General features: G+C 50.1%; 18 protein-coding genes. 8 read left to right on the forward strand and 10 right to left on the reverse strand.

All coding sequences use genetic code 11. From position 1 onward, the window contains the following. Positions 1 to 45: 45 nt before the first annotated feature. Positions 46 to 1,449, forward strand: a complete 1,404-nt coding sequence (locus ICL07_RS21335) for an OmpA family protein (RefSeq protein WP_223152055.1) — start codon at positions 46 to 48, stop codon at positions 1,447 to 1,449. A 57-nt stretch (positions 1,450 to 1,506) separates the two neighbouring features. Here ICL07_RS21335 and ICL07_RS21340 read toward each other — a convergent pair whose 3' ends face one another. After that, complete coding sequence (locus ICL07_RS21340; RefSeq protein ID WP_246485129.1) at positions 1,507 to 2,514, reverse strand: GlxA family transcriptional regulator; 1,008 nt, start codon at positions 2,512 to 2,514, stop codon at positions 1,507 to 1,509. An 82-nt stretch (positions 2,515 to 2,596) separates the two neighbouring features. Here ICL07_RS21340 and ICL07_RS21345 point away from each other — a divergent pair, with 82 nt between their 5' ends. Next, positions 2,597 to 3,028, forward strand: a complete 432-nt coding sequence (locus ICL07_RS21345) for a VOC family protein (RefSeq protein WP_188090075.1) — start codon at positions 2,597 to 2,599, stop codon at positions 3,026 to 3,028. 3 nt (positions 3,029 to 3,031) lie between these two features. Further along, positions 3,032 to 3,250, forward strand: a complete 219-nt coding sequence (locus tag ICL07_RS21350) for a DUF4287 domain-containing protein (protein WP_188090076.1) — start codon at positions 3,032 to 3,034, stop codon at positions 3,248 to 3,250. 5 nt (positions 3,251 to 3,255) lie between these two features. Here ICL07_RS21350 and ICL07_RS21355 read toward each other — a convergent pair whose 3' ends face one another. Together ICL07_RS21355 and ICL07_RS21360 are read right to left on the reverse strand one after the other, a co-directional pair. Beyond that, positions 3,256 to 3,879, reverse strand: coding sequence for a response regulator (locus ICL07_RS21355; RefSeq protein ID WP_188090077.1), 624 nt, complete (start codon positions 3,877 to 3,879; stop codon positions 3,256 to 3,258). Beyond that, positions 3,876 to 5,798 (reverse strand): sensor histidine kinase, encoded by a 1,923-nt coding sequence (locus ICL07_RS21360; RefSeq protein ID WP_188090078.1) that lies wholly within the window; start codon positions 5,796 to 5,798, stop codon positions 3,876 to 3,878. The genes ICL07_RS21355 and ICL07_RS21360 overlap by 4 nt, the downstream gene beginning before the upstream one ends. A gap of 178 nt (positions 5,799 to 5,976) precedes the next feature. On the opposite strand from ICL07_RS21360, the gene ICL07_RS21365 reads away from it, so the two are divergent. Further along, positions 5,977 to 6,885, forward strand: a complete 909-nt coding sequence (locus ICL07_RS21365; RefSeq protein WP_188090079.1) for a TolB family protein — start codon at positions 5,977 to 5,979, stop codon at positions 6,883 to 6,885. Here the strand turns inward: ICL07_RS21365 and ICL07_RS21370 are convergent. Next, on the reverse strand, positions 6,872 to 7,297 hold the full coding sequence (locus tag ICL07_RS21370) for a MarR family winged helix-turn-helix transcriptional regulator (protein WP_188090080.1): 426 nt from the start codon (positions 7,295 to 7,297) through the stop codon (positions 6,872 to 6,874). The two genes, ICL07_RS21365 and ICL07_RS21370, sit on opposite strands and share 14 nt — an antisense overlap. A 32-nt stretch (positions 7,298 to 7,329) precedes the next feature. Further along, on the reverse strand, positions 7,330 to 8,076 hold the full coding sequence (locus ICL07_RS21375; protein WP_188090081.1) for an SDR family NAD(P)-dependent oxidoreductase: 747 nt from the start codon (positions 8,074 to 8,076) through the stop codon (positions 7,330 to 7,332). Positions 8,077 to 8,425: 349 nt separating this feature from the next. On the opposite strand from ICL07_RS21375, the gene ICL07_RS21380 reads away from it, so the two are divergent. Together ICL07_RS21380 and ICL07_RS21385 are read left to right on the forward strand one after the other, a co-directional pair. Further along, positions 8,426 to 9,709 carry a TCR/Tet family MFS transporter gene (locus tag ICL07_RS21380; RefSeq protein WP_188090082.1) on the forward strand — a complete coding sequence of 428 codons (1,284 nt, stop codon included), beginning with the start codon at positions 8,426 to 8,428 and terminating at the stop codon, positions 9,707 to 9,709. A gap of 201 nt (positions 9,710 to 9,910) precedes the next feature. Beyond that, on the forward strand, positions 9,911 to 10,990 hold the full coding sequence (locus tag ICL07_RS21385) for a DUF1266 domain-containing protein (RefSeq protein ID WP_188090083.1): 1,080 nt from the start codon (positions 9,911 to 9,913) through the stop codon (positions 10,988 to 10,990). Positions 10,991 to 11,077: 87 nt separating this feature from the next. Here ICL07_RS21385 and ICL07_RS21390 read toward each other — a convergent pair whose 3' ends face one another. The 5 genes from ICL07_RS21390 to ICL07_RS21410 form a co-directional block, all read right to left on the reverse strand. Beyond that, positions 11,078 to 11,872: a hypothetical protein gene (locus ICL07_RS21390; RefSeq protein ID WP_188090084.1), complete on the reverse strand. Its 795-nt coding sequence runs from the start codon at positions 11,870 to 11,872 to the stop codon at positions 11,078 to 11,080. A 42-nt stretch (positions 11,873 to 11,914) separates the two neighbouring features. Further along, positions 11,915 to 13,171, reverse strand: a complete 1,257-nt coding sequence (locus ICL07_RS21395) for an RNA polymerase sigma factor (RefSeq protein WP_188090085.1) — start codon at positions 13,169 to 13,171, stop codon at positions 11,915 to 11,917. Positions 13,172 to 13,173: 2 nt separating this feature from the next. Beyond that, entirely contained in the window at positions 13,174 to 13,509 is a 336-nt protein-coding gene (locus ICL07_RS21400; RefSeq protein ID WP_188090086.1) for a YciI family protein, read from the reverse strand. A 2-nt stretch (positions 13,510 to 13,511) separates the two neighbouring features. Continuing rightward, positions 13,512 to 13,907 (reverse strand): ester cyclase, encoded by a 396-nt coding sequence (locus tag ICL07_RS21405; RefSeq protein WP_188090087.1) that lies wholly within the window; start codon positions 13,905 to 13,907, stop codon positions 13,512 to 13,514. A gap of 66 nt (positions 13,908 to 13,973) precedes the next feature. Then, on the reverse strand, positions 13,974 to 15,998 hold the full coding sequence (locus tag ICL07_RS21410) for a tetratricopeptide repeat-containing sensor histidine kinase (RefSeq protein WP_188090088.1): 2,025 nt from the start codon (positions 15,996 to 15,998) through the stop codon (positions 13,974 to 13,976). A gap of 91 nt (positions 15,999 to 16,089) precedes the next feature. On the opposite strand from ICL07_RS21410, the gene ICL07_RS21415 reads away from it, so the two are divergent. Continuing rightward, positions 16,090 to 16,686: a plant Invertase/pectin methylesterase inhibitor family protein gene (locus ICL07_RS21415; protein ID WP_188090089.1), complete on the forward strand. Its 597-nt coding sequence runs from the start codon at positions 16,090 to 16,092 to the stop codon at positions 16,684 to 16,686. A gap of 94 nt (positions 16,687 to 16,780) precedes the next feature. Then, positions 16,781 to 17,563 (forward strand): peptidase associated/transthyretin-like domain-containing protein, encoded by a 783-nt coding sequence (locus tag ICL07_RS21420; RefSeq protein ID WP_188090090.1) that lies wholly within the window; start codon positions 16,781 to 16,783, stop codon positions 17,561 to 17,563. Positions 17,564 to 17,628: the final 65 nt, after the last annotated feature.

Below are 17,628 nucleotides of genomic sequence, written 5' to 3' on the forward strand. Positions count from 1 at the left end.
TTATAGATAGAATAGAAATTTAATTTAACCCAAATCAAAGGTTTTATGAACATGTTTACCAAACTTGGGAAGTCTCTCATGGTGACTTCATCTGTACTCGCATTGACTGGAACTGCCGCTTTTGCACAGAACCAGGATACCCTGAAAACAAATCGAGTTGTTCCCTTTACTGGCGTAAAAGATTATCGCACCTGGTCTATTGGTGCGTGGGGCGGTGGTTCTGCAGCATTAGGTCCGTTTGGTGGCCCTTATTACTTCAATAATTTCGACTTTAAGAATGTTGGTGTTGTATATGGTGCGTATGTGAAAAAACAAATCTTCCACAACTTTGGCCTGCAGGCAGACTTCATGCGCGGACAGGTGAAAGGCGCTACCAAAGCGGCGCAAACGTTGACGGATATAAACGGTGTAGCAACACCGGGTGGTATCAAGTCTTTCAAAACGGATATCGAATGGTCAACATCCCTGAGTGGTGTACTGAGCCTGGGATCTATCAACTGGATCAACAAACAAAGCTATGTGATTCCTTACGTGTCTGCCGGTGCGGGTGCTATTGCCTTCAAGCCAACAGTGACTGCAGCAGATGGTACTGAAACTGCAGTGATGAATAAAAGTGGAAAAGCCACTCACCACGAGCTGTATATCCCGGTAGGAGTGGGTGCTAAATTTGTAGTAGCTCCCGGTGTAAACATCGACCTGGCCTACAACGTGAACTTCGTTGACAGTAAAGTGTTTGACGGTGTTAATAGCGGTAACAAGGATAAATTCTCCACTGCGAAACTGGGTCTTGAATTTGCCCTCGGCAAGAAAAGAAAACCACAGCTGGCAGTTGTAAATCCTGCTGCTGTACTGGCAGAAGATCTGTGGAGTAAAAACGCTGCACTGAAGAATTCACTGGCTGAAAGCGATGCCCGTAATCAGTCTGCTATCAGTGAGCTGAAAGGTGAAATCGCTGATATGAAAAAAGATTCTGACGGCGACGGCGTTCCGGATTACCTGGACAAATGCCCGAACACACCTGCCAATACACCGGTAGACGGTGCTGGTTGCCCGCTGCCTAAACCAGTACAGGTAGTAAAAGAAAAAGTAATCGTTACTGAAGCAGATAGAAAAGTAGTAAAAGACGCGATCGACAACCTGGAATTTGACCTGGGTAAATCTACTATCCGTCCTACTTCCTTCTCCAGCCTCGATAAAGTTGCCAACCTGCTGGTTGAGAAAAACTTCAGCCTGAAACTGGCCGGTCATACCGACAATACCGGTTCTGCCGCTACCAACATGCGTTTGTCCAAAGCCCGCGCAGAAGCTATCAGATCTTACCTGGTATCCAAAGGCGCTAACGCTTCCCGTATCGAAGCTACCGGTTACGGCTCTACGCAGCCTATCGCAGACAACAAAACTGCTGAAGGCCGTCAGCAAAACAGAAGAGTAGAATTTACTTTGTACTAATCTTCCTAACTTGCCTTCAAATAGAGAGAAGCTGTTCCTTTTAGGGACAGCTTTTTTTTAGTCCGGTAATTGCCGGGAATATTTATTTCTATACTCTACCGGCGTCATACCGGTAATACGCCGGAACACTTCCCGGAAGGTTTGTGTATCGGTATAACCGGTGTAGGTCATCACTTCCTGGATAGAGCGGCGGCCAATCTCCAGTTGGGTTTTAGCGCCTTCAATCTTTACATGCTGCATGTACTCTGCCACCGTATGACGGGTCGCTTTTTTAAAACGTCTTTCAAAGGTACGGCGACTCATATTAAACCGGCGGGCCAGTTCATCGACTGTTAATTTTTCCCTGAATTGTTTTTCTATATAACCTTGTGCCTCTTTGATGGTCTCATCATCATGGTCTTTCAGCCCATGGAAAACGATAAAGGGAGATTGAATGTTTTTATCCAGGTCCACCGCAAAATATTTCGCTGTATAAATGGCCATCTCCCTGCTGGTATATTTTTCTACCAGGTGCAGCAGCAGGTTCCAATAGGCATTACCTCCTCCGCTGGAATATAGTCCCTGTTGATCGGTGATCATCCGTTCATCTACCACTTCAATGGCTGGGTAATAAAATTTCAGTTCATTGGCACAATGCCAGTGCGTAGTGCATTGCCGGCCTTTCAGTAGTCCCGAAAAGGCCAGCAGGAATACGCCGGAGCCCAGACTGGCTACTTCAGCGCCTTCCTTGTATTGGGCGGCCGCCCATAATGTGTATTCGCGGTTCAGCATCACCGCCGTATTCAGATCGCCGGTGAGTGCGGGGATAATAATCAGATCAGCATCTGTAACGTCTGGTAGTAGAACGTCCGGCCGGATGTTGATCATGCCGTTCTGGTAACGTACCTCTTGGGTGATGCCTGCCAGCTTTATCTCAAATGCCGGCGCCTGGCCCTTTTCGGCCAGAAAATCATTAACCATGCTGAACAAATGCTGGCAATCTGCAATGGACGCCACCAGGGCGTTGCGAACGGTGAGAATGTAAATACGGACCATGCCCAAAGATAATACGAACAAATGACGCATTTACCCACCTAAAGTTGCCGTATTCGCCCTTTACATGAAAGGGCCGTTGTTATTACCTTTACATCATTCTAAAAAGAAAATCATGCAAGCAATTACCACCTACTTTAATTTCATGGGCAATACGGAAGAAGCCATGAATTTTTATAAATCCGTATTTGGCGGTGAAATTACGGCCTGTACCCGTTTTAGCGACCTGCCTGGCAACGAAAAGATGCCTGCCCATGAACAAAACAAAATCATGCACATGGCCTTAACGACCAAAAGCGGCAACATATTGATGGCTACCGATTTCCTGGAATCGATGGAACATCAGCTGCATTTGGGTAACAATATTCACCTGGTGATCAATGCGGATTCAGAACAGGAAGTGGAGCAGTTGTTCGAGGTATTATCTGCCGGAGGCAAAGTAGAGGCGCCTGTAAACAAAACCTTCTTCGGAGCGCTGTTTGGCATGTGCGAAGACAGATTCGGTATTAAATGGATGTTGAATTACACTTACCCGCAAAATAACTAGAGCATGTCATTTCAAGCTTATCTGGACAATGTGCAGAAGAAAACCGGTAAATCACCGGAGGACCTTCAAAAACTGGCCGAAAAGAAAGGGCTGGTAGAAAAGGGTAAATTAAAGGCTGGTGTAAAAGCGGGCGATATTGTGGCCTGGCTCAAAGAGGAATATGAGCTGGGGCATGGTCATGCGATGTCTATCTACGCCTATTTCACCGGTAAAAGAGAATAGGGGACTTATATCAGTCCCCATTCCCTGGCTTTGTTGAGCAGGGATACGGTATTGTTGACTTTCAGTTTCTGCATCAGGCTGCGGCGATGACTGTCTACGGTTACTGCACTGATAAAAATCTTTTCTCCGATCTGCGGCGATGAAAGTCCCTGTGCAAGCCATTGCAGCACCTCTTTTTCGCGGCGGGTAATGGGAGGGATGGCTGTCAGAGCATCGGCTGCCAGCCCGGTAATGACCTGTTGCACGCCTTCGCCGAAGTAGATACCTCCTGCTGCCACTACCTGGATGGCTTTCTCCAGTTCCTCCATGGGCGCGCTTTTCAGCAGGTAACCAGATGCGCCGTTGTTCAACATGCGCAGTATCACACTTCTTTCGCTGTAGTTGCTCAGTCCGAGAATACGCAGGTCCGGCGCTGCTTTCCGGATACGGCTGCATAAATCTACGCCGTTTCCATCCGGGAGGTTTACATCCAGTAGCAGTACAGTAGCGGGTATTTCCTGTATCATGGTCATGGTTTGTGCTGCATTGGCGGCGGTGCCGGCAATACAAAAATCTTCCCTGCTGCGCAGGAAAGAACGTAATCCTTCCGTAATCAGCGGATGGTCGTCTGCAATCAGTATATCGATCATGGTCTGCATTCTATGTTGATCACCGTTCCGGCGCCTTTCCGGGAGATGATTTCTGTTTTACCATTGAGATAATCCACGCGGGCCCGTACATTGGTGAGTCCTGCCCCGTTGTATCCTGCGGCGGTATCGAAACCGGCGCCGTTGTCTTCCACTGTCATCAGCAGGAGTCCATTTTCCAATGTCAGCTGTACCAGCATTTCCGTTGCATGTGCATGCCGTACCACGTTGGTAGCCAACTCCTGGATGATCCGGTATATCATCAGTTGGGTAGTAGGATGGGAGATGTGTTCCAGTCCATCCTGATGAAACCTGACCTGGCAGCCGGAATGGCGCACGGTTTCAAAGAAGTCGCGCAGCGCTTCGGTGAGACCATAACGTAAAAGGGTTTCCGGCATCATGTTCCTGGAAATCTGCCGCAGGTCTGCAATGGCAGTTTCCAGCCGCCTGGCTGAAGTAGCCACTGCTGCTGCCGATGGGCGGGTAGTGATCTGGTCCAGTTGAATTTTTAAGGCGGTGAGCATGCCGCCCAGTCCATCGTGCAGGTCCCGCGCGAGGCGTAATCTTTCCTGTTCCTGTCCTTCCAGCATGGCGCTATAGGACGTAATCCTTTGCTGTTGCCGTATCTGCTCCAGTTCCTGCCGGATGATTTTTCTTTTATTGCGATAATAAAAAATGACAAAGAGGATAGCCAGTAACACGAGGCCGGCCATGCTGCCGAGCAGCAGCTGCCTGTTGCGGGCCTGTTGCAGCGTTTTTTCCTGTGCCGCTCCCGTAGCCTGCAAGGCCAGAATTTTTTTCTCCTGTTCCAGGGTGCGGTGTTGAATTTCCAGGTCGTTGATACGCAGATCCATTTCCTGCTGGCGCAGACTGTCCTTCAGCGGCTGGTACTGTTTATACAGGGTCAGGGCCTGCACAGCATGTCCCAGCTTGTCTTCCAGTTCGGCCATGTCTTTTAGTCCGCTGAGCTGAAAATAGGGCAGATGATCTTCTTCTCCCATATGCCTGAGCGTAGCAGCGGTAGTCAGCGCGGCTTTCCATTGTTGTTGCGTTTTCTGTTGTTGTAACAGGGCGGTGTAATAATTAAACAGGTTGGGCCGGTCGTTGAACTTGTCGATGACCTGGCGTGCCTGTGCCAGCAATGAATCCGCCATGCTGTAATGCCCGGTGGCGCTGGCGTGCATGGCTGCATAAATGTAGTAGGTTCCCCATTGTTTTGCGTTGGGAAGCTGATCGAGCAGCTGCCGAGCCTTATGAAGATAGGCCGGCATGGCTGCAATGCTATCCATCTTGTACAGGAGGGAAGTCATATCAATGTAGGAGCCGGCGGTATTTTCCGGGGCATTGCTTTTTTCCGCTACGGCGATGTTACGCAACATATAACGGTAGCCCTGTTCGTAACGCCCGATGTTGATCAGTTTGGAGGAGATATTGTGCAGGCAGACCGCCAGGGCGGCGGAGTCGTGCAATGCTTCAAACTCCGGTACCAGGGAAGTGAGCAGGGATAGTTCCCGGTCGGGCAGCCCTTTTCTGCCCAGGGCGACGGAAAGGTTGCCGGTGGCTTTGGCCCTGGCTTTTCGGGCAGGTAGACTGGTATCATTTTCCAGAAGTTGCCGGGCGGTTTCAAAACTACGAATGGCATCATCCAGGTGGTTGGCACGCATAAAAATAGTGCCTTGCATGGCGTTGGCCCTGGACTGGTACAGGCGGTTGCCGCTCCGCCGGCTGACGGTTACCGCTTCTTTGGCATAGTGCAGGGCGCTGTCACCGGCTCCCGCGCGGGAACTGGTTTCCGCCAGTTGTAAAAGAATGCTGGTACGACCGGTATCAGTACGGCTGCGTAGTGAACTGTCGCTGCCCTGGCTGTAGACAGGATTGGTTAACCATAAAAACAGTATCGCCGGAAGTAGGACGTTTTTCATGACCGGGAGATTGAGGGCAATAATACAAATATACCGGGGAGGGTGGATATACGGCGAAAGAATTCCATAAAATCAGGGAGATGAAAATCCGTACATCTGTGAATTGCCCCGCGATGTTTGGTAGCAGACCTTTGTGAAGCAGCTCCTTTCGGCTGTTAACCCTTCAAATATTACCATCATGAAAACGACCATTCTTTCATTGATCAGACTGTGTGTACTGGTTTCACTAATGGCCTGTTCCAAAGACAAAAACGGCGGCGCTGCCGGAGGAAAAGCCCAGGGGACGCTTTATTACGCATCTTTCACCGGTTTTATGAAGCTGGATCTGCGCGGCGGACAGCAGCAACGATTGATTGACATCGGCAGCATGTCGCACCAGGAGCGGTTCGACGTAAGCCGGGACGGCAGTGAAATTGTGGCTTATGAAGAAAGCCTGTCCTCCGACCAGGTGACGTTTAAATTATACAATACCAGCGGGCAGGTGACCGGTTCCTTCCAGGTACGCCAGTATGTGAATGGTATTCCGCGTTTTTCGCCGGACAAAAGTAAGATCGCTGTTATCTGGCAGCCAGCCAGTACGTATCCCCGGAAGTTTATGGCTGTATTTACCCGTAACGGGCAGCAGGTGGCTGGTTTTGAAGATGTGTCAGACTATGCCTGGCTACCGGACGGCCGGATGATCCTGACCGCACCCGGAGGTTTTTACCTGAGCAATCAGCAGTTAAGCAGTGCTTCCCGTTTGGCGGCGGTCAACCAGTTCCCCGATGTACCCGGCCAGCTGGACGTGAGTCCTGACGGCGCTGCGGTACTATTTACCAGCAACTACCATATCTGGGCGATGAATATGGACGGCAGCGGTATCAGGCAGCTGACCAGCAGCGACGTGAAGGAGTGGTACCCCAGCTGGTCGGCAGATGGAAAGCAGGTGTTTTTTACCCTGGACTGGAGTGGTAACTGTAAAGAAGTACGGGTGATGGATGTTCCGGGTCAGACCGTGACCATTGACCCGCATTCTGATGCGGTAGCGCCGCGGGTGCTGGTGGATGGTAACCGTATTTGCAGCGCCGGCCGGCCTATGGTGCGGTAGTGCGTATTTTTTCCAGGAGTTTATTCAGTTGTGTTACTTCCTGATCGGAGAGTGCGGCATATACGTTGTCCAGCTTATCGAGGTTGCGGTCTACTTTTTTCACGCGTTCCAGTCCTGTTGCGGTGATGCTGATCGCCACCAGGCGTTTATCTTCCGTATGGGCTTTTTTATGCACGAAACCTTTAAGTACGAGCCTGTCTACCAGCCGGGATACGCCGGCGTTTTTTTCTTCCATCTGTTCCAGTATTTCAGAGGTAGAGAGGGGATGCGCAGCGTTGTGGAGTATTTTGAGCACGTTGTATTGCTGGGAAGTCAGCTCATAGTTGGCAAAAAACAGCTGTGACTGGTCGTACGACCAGTTGAAAGTCCGGAGAAGGTTGAGTCCCAGTTTTCTCCGGACAGGTATTTCCATGTTTTTCATAGCCTAAAACTACAAAAAGTTGTTTATTGGCAGAGATATCCGCCATCTACCGGCAGGTAGGCGCCGGTGCAGAAGCTGGCGTCGTCGGAGGCGAGGAAGAGGAATGCTTTTGCTATTTCTTCCGGTTTGCCGAGGCGTTTCATGGCGTGTTTAGCTTCCATGTAGGTGCGGCTTTCTGAAGATGCATTGTCCATCAGGAGCGGTGTTTCGATATAGCCGGGTCCGATGGTGTTGATGCGGATATTAGCCGTGCCGTTTTCCAAGGCGGCTACTTTAGTCATTCCTACGAGGCCGTGTTTGGAAGCGGCATATGCCGCGATGCCGATTTCGCCCACCTGGCTCATGATAGAGCCGATGTTAACGATAGCGCCGCCGGCGCCTTGTTTGCGCATTTGTGCAATTTCATATTTCATACCGTAGAAAACACCATTCAGGTTTACGCTGGTGACTTTCAGCCATTCTTCGATACTTTTCTCATGGATGGGGGAGGCGTCTACGATACCGGCGTTGTTAAGTGCCACATCGAGTCGACCAAATTTCTCCACCGTAGCAGTTACTGCTTTTTCCATGTCTTCCGCTTTGGATACATCACATTGTACGAAGGCTGCCTGCGTGCCTTCCTGTTGTATTTCGTCCAGTGTTTGTTGATTGAGCCGCAGGTCGGCAATCATGACGTTAGCGCCTTCACGGGCCGCCAGTATGGCGGATGCCTTGCCGATGCCGGAGTTGCCACCGGTGATCAGCACTACTTTGTTCTCAAAACGTTTCATAGTCTGTCAATTTTTATCAAATTTAATGATTAGTCATTAATGATTAATCATTGAATTGTTAAAGTTTGTATGTTACAACGGCTAACAGGCTGATAAAACACTGTCAGCAGTTTTCACCGGCTAAATAAGGGTTTTTACCGGCAGGTGCGGGTATTTTAGCCGGAATCTGCTTTCGGGCAAGGGGAATGGTTGTACCTTTAACAACCTGATTAAACAAAAGAAGCCATGAAAAAAGCATAACACATCAAACCGCGGAATGAGTTAATGTATCGTCTTTTTCCGTATCCACTATGTATTTTTGTTCCCCGTTTTTTTTGAAAACGTCCTGATTTAGCAATTGACTACTACTATGCATACCACTTCCAAAAAAGCTGCCATCAGCTTTATTTTTATCACTTTATTGATTGATGTGATGGGTTGGGGGCTGATCATTCCGGTGATGGCTGATCTGATTGCCCAGCTGAAGCACATCCCTGTCAATGAAGCCAGTACCTACGGCGCGTTGTTATTATCTGTTTTTGCCATTACACAGTTTTTATTTGCTCCGGTAGTGGGCAATCTGAGCGACCGTTTTGGCCGACGGCCGGTGCTGTTGCTTTCCCTGCTGGGCTTCGGTATCGACTATATCATCCTGGCCCTGGCGCCGGCTTATGGCTGGTTGTTTGTGGGACGTGTGATTGCCGGTATTACCGGCGCCAGCTTTACCACCGCCACTGCTTACATCGCAGATGTGAGCACGGACGAAACCAGCAAGGCCAAGAATTTCGGTTTGATTGGTGCTGCCTTTGGTCTCGGTTTCGTGCTGGGTCCTGCGCTGGGCGGCCTGTTGGCCACCTGGGGTATCCGGGCGCCGTTTTATGCCGCAGCAGTGCTCTGCCTGCTGAACTGCCTGTACGGTTATTTCCTGCTCCCTGAATCGCTGAGCAAAGACAACCGGCGGCCGTTTGACTGGAAACGGGCCAACCCATTCGGCTCCCTGAAATTCCTGACCCGTCACCCTGAAATCGGCGGATTGGCACTGAGCTTTTTCCTGATTTATCTGGGTAGCCAGGCCGTAAATGGTAACTGGAACTTCTTTACCATTTACCGTTTCGGCTGGAGCGAGAAAATGGTGGGTATTTCCCTCGCCGTGGTGGGCGTACTGGTAGGCGGCGTACAGGCCGGGTTAACCAGGGTTATCAACCCAAAAATCGGGAATGAAAAAAGCATCTACCTGGGCTTATCGCTTTACGCCCTCGGCCTGGCACTTTTTGCCTTCGCTACACAGGGTTGGATGATGTTCGCCTTCCTGATTCCTTACTGCCTGGGCGGTATCTGCGGACCCTCCCTGCAGTCTGTGATTTCCGGTCATGTACCACCTAACCAGCAAGGGGAACTGCAAGGAGCCCTCACCAGTCTGATGAGCCTTACCACCGTAGTAGGACCGCTGATTATGAATGGCACCTTTGCATACTTCACCTCCGCCAAAGCACCGGTTTATTTCCCGGGCATGCACTTCCTTATCGGAGCGGTATGCATGATGCTGAGCGTTATCATCACATACAAAGTGCTGACCCGTGAAAAAAGAGAGAACCCTGAATTGGCCAGTGTAATCAAAGGTGCTGCTCCTGTGGGTGACACGCCGATGCATTGATAGCTTATTTATTAGTTGCACAAAAAGCCGTTTTCTTACAGGAAAGCGGCTTTTTATTTGGGGGCTGTCTACCCGCCAGGTGCGTTGGAGAGGGCCTTGCGGGTTCTCATGGCAATGAAAGGAATTTAACCAGGGACGATAGCGCCGTATTTAAATGCCTAAAAGTTGTTGTACTTTCGTAGCTTGAAATAGTCGTATATAATGAACCCGTTGTTACAGAATCACCCGAATGAGCTGAATTTTCCCGTTCGTGCCAAATGGAAATATTTTGAAAAATTTAAGCACTCCCTGCCACTGGCGTACGGCCTCGCCGTTCTTACCGCCTCCTTTGCACTCATCGGTGTTTTTTTCCTGGTGGTATTGATCCAAAAATTGCTGCGTGAACAAACGGCGCCTACTGCTGCACAGTGGAACCTGGTACTCGGTTTCGTGGCATTGCTGGGTATTTTTGCTCTGCTGGCACGATACATCTGCCGCTTGCCTATCCGTGAACAACGCCGCTATTATCAGACCAGCGGCGCTACCTGGCTAAGCGAAGATAAAAGACAGGCGCTGCGCCTGCACCTGGTAGACATCTACCAGTCCGGTTTCTGGAACGAAACGCTGGAATATTACCCACTGGCGGCTTTTCAGGGCACCGGAAAATATCATTCGCTGAGACTGATGGATGCCAACGTCTATAAAAAAGGACTGGACCAGAGCTGGGGCATTCTCACGCCGGAAAACTACCGGAAAGTCATTCAGCAACTGCTGACGAAAGGATATCATGCGGAATCTTTCGCTACGGTGCTGTCCGTGCAAAATGGAGACAATGCGGTCAGTCAGCGCCTGGCGGCACTAACCGGTTTACCGGAATCTTATGTGTTATCCTGCCTTGAACACCGGCCCAACGGACGCCCGCCTAAACTGATCTGGGGATATGAATGCTGGCGCGTAATCGTGATCGCCCGTGATGCCTATATGGCCGGACATATCACGGCAGACGAAGCCTGGAAAGATATGCTGCAGGCGGCCAGTTATGTGTTTGAATTATTTGACAACTTCGAAGACTTTAATCATAACTACCGCCTGGGTAACGCTTTCTGGAGCAATGCCTATGAAGTGTCCAACGAAAGAACGGTAGCTTACGAGCAGTTCGTACAGAACTGTAACTGGCCGATGGCTAAGTTGCCCTGGCCGGCGCCCAAAGGCATACAACTCCCGGCAGCTATGGCCAGCGGTTATGCGACCGAACTGGCTATCGCTAAAAGCCTGCGGCAACAACCCGGCGGACTGAATTAATTTTGATATTTTTTTATTTTGATATTTTTTTATTGGAAGGGTATCCTCTCAATAAAAAAATATCAAAATAAAAAAATAACCAAATGGTTAGGGCCATTGGTTTAATAATGCTTCTCTTCCTGTAAATAACCGGCGCACAAACGCCAGCAGCTGGTCTCCCGCAAAGGTGAGCGTAGATTCGTGCGAACCGTATAACAACCAGTTATAGTGCTCATCGCAATACACGGTTTCATAACACAGTGTATCCACTTCTTTGCAGCTAATCTCCGCATCAATATTTTCTTCCGTGATCTCAAAAAGATGGGGCGTTGCGTGTTGACAGATATAGTCACAGATAGCGTGGCGGTCTGTTTCTGTTAATGCAGATTGTGCAATGAATAAGGTGTTCCAGGGACTGCTGTTCGTGATAGGGTCCCAATAACCGCCGTCGTAATGCCAACGTGTTTGTAACTGCTGCCGGACCCTCCGGCTTTCTTCTTCGTTTAGCCGTCTGCGATAAGGCAGCGGCACCACCTGCATCAATATTTCCGGCGTCAGGCTTTGCAGGTATTGTATGAATTGTGTTCTTTCCTCTTGCATAGCGGCGATGGCGACCGGGTGATCGATAGCGGTGAACAGGGACTGGGCAGTGCGGCCAATTTGTATAAGCGTATCCCGGCAGGCATCCAGGGAGGAAAACGGTTGGCCTACCTGTTTTTCTACTTCTCCCAAAATGGCGGCCAGCAGCTGGTAGCGGGGAAATAAATTGTAATCCTGTTCCGTATAGGCGTATACGGGATAACCGGCGCCGGTACGCTCTTTCGTGTAGCGACTTATCCACCGGGTGTAATGTGTCTTACAATAGCGGCGGCATGCCGTGATCATAGCTTCCGTCAACGTCATATGGCAAGTTAACGAATTGGCGGCTGCTGACGGTGACCTGGATCAGGTATCGGCGATTTTAGCGCTGAGGAATGCCTGTTCCTGCTGTGCGGTGGTAAGCTGCCGGGCCTGCTCAAAACAGGCTACTGCCTTATCTTTTTGCCCCATCCGTTTGTAGATTTCCCCGACTACGGCATGGTAGAGGTAGTAGCGGTTGAGCTGCCGGTGGTTCTCCAGCACCTGTAACGATTGCAATGCCGCCGGCGGGCCGGCATATTCCAGCAGCGCCACGCTGCGGTTGAGCAGTATCACCGGATCTTTGGTGAGTTGCAGCAGGGCGTTGTAGTAAGCAAGTATCCTTTTCCAGTTGGTGGCCGCATAGGAAGGGGCTATGCAATGTTCATAGGCAATGGCGGCCTCCAGGTGAAAGGACGAGAAACTGGCGCCGTCAGCGGCTTTGTTGAGCCAGTTATTGCCCACGGCTATCATGGCGGTGTTCCACTGTTGGCGGTCCTGCTGCGATAGCGGAATAATGGTACCATCCCGGTGCAACCTGCTGTGAATACGTGCGGCATGAAAACAGAACAATGCCATGAGTGCCGCTGTGCGCGGCTGCCGGGTATGTTCGTGGTTGAGCAGCGACTGGCACAGGTACATGGCCTGGTCGATGATGTCCTGCCGTATCAGTTGTTCGTGCTGCGTAGCGCTGTAACCTTCGTTGAATAAAAGATAAAGACTGTTGAGCACGGCGTCCAGCCGGATAGGAAGTTGCGCTGGCGGCGGAATCTGCGGCCGGATATGATGCGCCCTGAAAAATTCTTTGGTGCGGTATATTCTTTTGGAAATAGTGTCTTCGGAAGTGAGGAAGGCACGGGCTACTTCCCGGGTACTGAAACCACACAAGGATTTGAGGATAAAGGTGACCTGGTTTTCGGGAGAAATATCCGGGTGACAACAGGCAAACATCATCCCCAGGAAATCATCCTGTATACTTTCTTCCTGCCAGTACTGATCGAGAGTAGCAGGCTCAATAGGGAGTGATTCAACACTGGAAAAGTCAATATGGTGCTGGTGCTTTTTTCTACGGATAATATCAATGGCTTTGTTCTTCGCTACGCGGTACTGCCATGCTTCCGGGTTGTTTGGAATACCGTTGAATTTCCAGGTTTCCAGTCCGCTTAGCAGCGCGTCCTGTACCACATCTTCCGCGAGGGTGTAGTTTTCCGGGCCGAATATTTTTACCAATACAGCCACCATCTTTCCGGACGCCTGTCTGAAAAGATGATGGACTGTTTGATCGATGTGGGAAGAATCATTCATGATCAATGAAGCTGTCTGATGCCGCGTATTTCCAGCGTACAGCCGTAGGGGAGACTGGGACAACCTTTCATCAGTTCTGCTACAGCGGCGGCGTTAGCGGCCCGTATCACGAGGTAACCGGCTACCAGTTCCTTACCTTCGGCCAGCGGTCTGTCGGTGATGGTATGGTTGCTGAGCACGGTCAGTCCATCCGTTTCCAGGTTTTGTCCGCCGATATAATGACCGGCATCCATCAGCTCATGCAGCCAGCGTTGCCAGTTTTGCAGGTGTTGCTGCATTTCCTGCGGGGAATCGGGGCCTCTTTCTTCTCCCCGGATGATCACTAAAAAATCCTGCATCGTTAAACTGTTTTTATTTGTGCCACTATGCTGGCGGGATTGAACGCAAAATGTTCCGTGGCTATTTTCCCCTCTTTTATTTCCAGCAGGTCGATCCAGGGAAACGTTACCTGTTTGCCGGTAGCCGGAATTCCGTTGAACTCGCCTTTGTGCGTGCCTTCCCAACGGCCTTTCAGGGTTACGTAGTTGCCTTCTGCGAGCACCTGTTCCAAAATGTATGTTCCGTCGAAAGCGGCGGCGCGTTTTTGCATCATGCCCAGGTGACCGGGAGTATTCAGCGGCGCGTCTGTAACGGGATTGTAGAACAGGTGACCGGCGGCCAGCCATTCGCTGATGGCATCAAAGTTATTGCTATTGATGCTGTCAAAGTACTTTTTTGCGATGTCTTTGTTTGTCATAATTATTGAATTTGTAACTATGACGTATGTGGTGTTCCGGATTTGGACAGCGCTCTGAAATATTTTTTAAGATTGTTGTAAGATGTTGATCTCCTTTACCTTAGCGTTTAGGTCCAGTTCCGCGTGGATGGTAGTTCCGGCGCCGGGTTGGCTTTCCAGTTCCAGTTTCCCATTGAGGTAACGGGCGCGGTTTTCCATACTGGACAATCCGATACCGATACGTTGCGGTTTTTTGGGATCGAAGCCTTTTCCATCGTCTTCTACCGTAATAAAAAACATGTGCTGGTTCTGGCTGCATTGTACCAGGATGTTTTTAGCTGCTGCATAACGCAGGGCATTGGAAAGGGCTTCCTGCACAATACGGTAGATCACCAGTTGAGCTGCCACCGGAATATCTTTCTGCAGATCGAAGGCTTCAAAATGAATAGCCGTTTGCGGTGTTTGCAGGGATTCGCACAGTTCCTGCAGAGCCGTCTCCACGCCGAAGCGGGTGAGGGTTTCAGGCATCATATTATGGGCAATGCGGCGTACTTCGGTGACTGCGTTATCTACCTGGGGGATGATTTTAAGTACCTCCTCACCGGGGGCGGTGATCCCGCTTAGTTTTATCCGGATACCGGATAGCAGTCCGCCTAAACCATCATGCAGCTCGCGGGCCATGCGCCGGCGTTCGCGTTCGGCGCCTTCCAGCATGGCTTCGGTAGACAGTAGCTGTTGCTGATGTTGCATGGCTTTCACCTGTTGACGGTAGTTGACTTCTTCCTGTGCCGACAGTTTTTTCTGGTTGCGATAAAACAGCCAGGAGAAGCCGGCCAGTACCAGGAGAAGGGAGGCGGCTGCGCTCAGCAGCCAGTTGAACAGGCGTTGGCTGTTGGCTTTGGCGGCAGCTTCCTTTTGTTCAGACTCCAGCAGGGCAATTTTTTTCTCGTGTTCCGCATTGCGATATTGTATTTCCATTTCCTCCACCTGTTTGCGGACGGCCTGGTTGTTGACGCTGTCGTTTTGTTGTTTGTGGGCCATCATCAGCTCATAGGCGCTTCGGTAGTCGCCCAGTGAAGCCATGGTTTCGGCCATTTCCTTTTTGAGGGTCAGTTGATTTTTTTCATGCCCGATGAAGCTTTTGTCCTGCGCCAGGGTATCCAGGATACTTTTTGCCTCCCGGTATCGTTTCATGTCCTTTAGCAGCCCGTATTTACGGTACAGCAATTCACTATAGCGATGCGCCTGGTTGAGGTGTCGCGCAGCTTTCATGCCTGCATCGATGGCCTGCAGGGCGGCTTCATATTGTTTCATGGCGCCGTAGTAGCTGGCATACACCGTATAGTAGTGGGCGGTATAAGCGCGTTCTTCCCGGGATTCGGGCATAGCCGACACGATATCGAGGTTCTTTTTGGCTTTTGCCGGTTCGTTTTTATAGAGATAACAATTCGCTATCCGGAGGTAGTTCCAGATGATAAAGTCATCTTTTAATCCTTCCTGCCGGTATTTGTCGATGGCTTTTTGCTGATATTGGATCGCCTTGTCATACTCCCGTTCATTCATAAAGGCTACGCCTACCGCGGAAAAATATTGTGGCAGGAGACCGTTTTCCTGTGATTTTTCACCATAGGGGATACAACGTTCGAGGATGATGCGTAGAAAATCCTTGTCGTGGCCTTTGCGTTGTTCTATGGTTGCGTAATTGTACCAGAGGCGTGCCCGTTGCCCGTAGGCGGCGGGCGTGTTTATTTTTTCAAAGATTTTTTCTGCGGCCATTAACCGTTGCCGGGCATTTTCAAAATCGTCTGTAAATACGCTGGCATTGGCGCGTACGGAGGTGATCAGTCCTTCGTAGTAGGGGTGTCCATCGGATAGCGGCGCTACCTTGTCCAGTATAGCCATGGCTTTAACGGTATCGGTATATACCCAGTAACTGGATATCTGTACGGCTGCGCGTATTTTTTCACTGTCGCTGCGGGCATGGTTAAAAACCTTCAGCAGGCTGTCGAGGTACCGTGTATCAGTAGGGCTTTGCGCGTTAACAACAGCAGCAAGGAGAATACAGCAAAGAATAATGGCAGTCCGCATGGGATGATGGTTAATTCCGGTCATAAAAATAAGTAAAAAGCCTTTTGTGTTGGTGATGGGGCGGTAAAAGCGGCAGATTTATTATCTTGGCATAAATGAACAACCCGAAAAAACTATGACGATCAGCAAAATTTGCGCAGGACTGACCCTGGTACTGCAACTGGCGATAGCCGGCCATGTGGCGGCACAAACGTCTTCTGCTCCGCCGGTACAGGACGTGAGCACAGCGTTGTTGACCTGGGTCAAACACCTGAATAATGACGTGGAGAAATACTACAAGCCTGAGAAAGGAGCGGACCTGAGCCAGCATCTGGGTGGGTTGAAGGATGACCTGCAGGTATATATGAAAACCCGTAAAAAATTGTCTGACAGCTTGTTTCGGAACAATATCAAACCTGGTAAAAAAGATCCTGACCAGCTGGAGGACCTGAAAACAAAGATGAGTGCCGTGATGGGGCATATGCGGGATGTGAGCGACCTGGTGAGCAATGATCTCCGTAAGGAAGGGGATAAGCTGAATGAGGAGATGTATGAAGCGTTGTATGGGCAGCAGCCCCGTTATCTTTCTTTCCTCGAGGCTTTCCTCGATGGCGTGGAGGTCACCAAAAAGGATCTCGCTGTTGATGGCAGCGTTCATTATCAGCGGTTGGAAGAATGTATTGGGGTGATTGCATCGCTGAAAGATAAAATTGATAGAAAAACGAAAAAATAGGGACGCCGGGCAAGCCTGCCGCCGGATACAACGTTTTGTTAATATTCGCCGGATGTTTGCTTATGTTTTGATCCTGTGTTAGATTGAGCCGGAAATGAGCACTTTTTATCCCGTTAAATGGCTGATATTATTCCTGATGATGGTCCTGTTACACACCGTGGCTGGGGCGCAGGTACGTGTGAGCGGAACGATATACGACCGCAGCGGCCGTTTCGGGATGCCGGGAGTGAGTGTGATGAGTACTTCCGGCGCCGGTACTGTTACCGATTCGCTGGGGCGCTATAATATCCGGCTCGCACTCACGGATTCCCTGAGCTTTTCCTACCAGGGTAAGGCGACCATGAAGTTCCCCGTTAATGAGATCCATCCCAACCGTCCGTTTGATATGAAGTTGCATGTGGACGTGACTACCTTGCCTACGGTGGTGGTTTCCACGAACCGTGTAAAGGACTATTCTGCTGATTCTGCCGCTTTCAGAGACGAATACCGGAAGGTATTTGATTATGCCCCGTCGTTGTTGGGGGGCACCAATGGGCCAGGGGGCGTAGGCATCAACCTTGATATGATCTTCAATGCTAAAAAGATAAAACGGATGGAGGCATTCCGGGAATTCCTGGAGCGGGATGAACAGGATAAATATGTAGACCACCGCTTTAACAAAGCGCTGGTAAAGAAGATCACCGGTCTCGAATCGCCGGCGCTGGAAGCGTTTATGAAGCAGTACCGGCCTAGTTATGAGATGTTCCGTTATTTCCGCAATGAATACGAATATTACCTTTATATCCGCGATAACGGCCGTTATTTCGCCAGGGTGTGGGCGCTGGAACATCCCACCACAAAAGATCCTGCGGGTTTACAGATTCTTCCGGGAAAATAATCCGGGGATTTACATTTTTTTACTATCTTTGCGGCCGCTGCTGACATCTTGCTAGGGGCAGATGT

It is taken from the genome of Chitinophaga qingshengii, assembly GCF_014529935.1.
Classification (GTDB): Bacteria; Bacteroidota; Bacteroidia; order Chitinophagales; family Chitinophagaceae; genus Chitinophaga; species Chitinophaga qingshengii.

Excerpts from the sequence above, each read along its gene's own strand:
- ICL07_RS21340 (WP_246485129.1), bottom strand. The coding sequence starts at position 2,514 with ATGCGTCATTTGTTCGTATTATCTTTGGGCATGGTCCGTATTTACATT.
- ICL07_RS21345 (WP_188090075.1), top strand. The coding sequence starts at position 2,597 with ATGCAAGCAATTACCACCTACTTTAATTTCATGGGCAATACGGAAGAA.
- ICL07_RS21380 (WP_188090082.1), top strand. The coding sequence starts at position 8,426 with ATGCATACCACTTCCAAAAAAGCTGCCATCAGCTTTATTTTTATCACT.
- ICL07_RS21395 (WP_188090085.1), bottom strand. The coding sequence starts at position 13,171 with ATGAATGATTCTTCCCACATCGATCAAACAGTCCATCATCTTTTCAGA.
- ICL07_RS21400 (WP_188090086.1), bottom strand. The coding sequence starts at position 13,509 with ATGCAGGATTTTTTAGTGATCATCCGGGGAGAAGAAAGAGGCCCCGAT.
- ICL07_RS21355 (WP_188090077.1), bottom strand. The coding sequence starts at position 3,879 with ATGATCGATATACTGATTGCAGACGACCATCCGCTGATTACGGAAGGA.
- ICL07_RS21390 (WP_188090084.1), bottom strand. The coding sequence starts at position 11,872 with ATGACGTTGACGGAAGCTATGATCACGGCATGCCGCCGCTATTGTAAG.
- ICL07_RS21360 (WP_188090078.1), bottom strand. The coding sequence starts at position 5,798 with ATGAAAAACGTCCTACTTCCGGCGATACTGTTTTTATGGTTAACCAAT.
- ICL07_RS21375 (WP_188090081.1), bottom strand. The coding sequence starts at position 8,076 with ATGAAACGTTTTGAGAACAAAGTAGTGCTGATCACCGGTGGCAACTCC.
- ICL07_RS21350 (WP_188090076.1), top strand. The coding sequence starts at position 3,032 with ATGTCATTTCAAGCTTATCTGGACAATGTGCAGAAGAAAACCGGTAAA.
- ICL07_RS21405 (WP_188090087.1), bottom strand. The coding sequence starts at position 13,907 with ATGACAAACAAAGACATCGCAAAAAAGTACTTTGACAGCATCAATAGC.
- ICL07_RS21365 (WP_188090079.1), top strand. The coding sequence starts at position 5,977 with ATGAAAACGACCATTCTTTCATTGATCAGACTGTGTGTACTGGTTTCA.
- ICL07_RS21370 (WP_188090080.1), bottom strand. The coding sequence starts at position 7,297 with ATGGAAATACCTGTCCGGAGAAAACTGGGACTCAACCTTCTCCGGACT.
- ICL07_RS21335 (WP_223152055.1), top strand. The coding sequence starts at position 46 with ATGAACATGTTTACCAAACTTGGGAAGTCTCTCATGGTGACTTCATCT.
- ICL07_RS21410 (WP_188090088.1), bottom strand. The coding sequence starts at position 15,998 with ATGACCGGAATTAACCATCATCCCATGCGGACTGCCATTATTCTTTGC.
- ICL07_RS21420 (WP_188090090.1), top strand. The coding sequence starts at position 16,781 with ATGAGCACTTTTTATCCCGTTAAATGGCTGATATTATTCCTGATGATG.
- ICL07_RS21385 (WP_188090083.1), top strand. The coding sequence starts at position 9,911 with ATGAACCCGTTGTTACAGAATCACCCGAATGAGCTGAATTTTCCCGTT.
- ICL07_RS21415 (WP_188090089.1), top strand. The coding sequence starts at position 16,090 with ATGACGATCAGCAAAATTTGCGCAGGACTGACCCTGGTACTGCAACTG.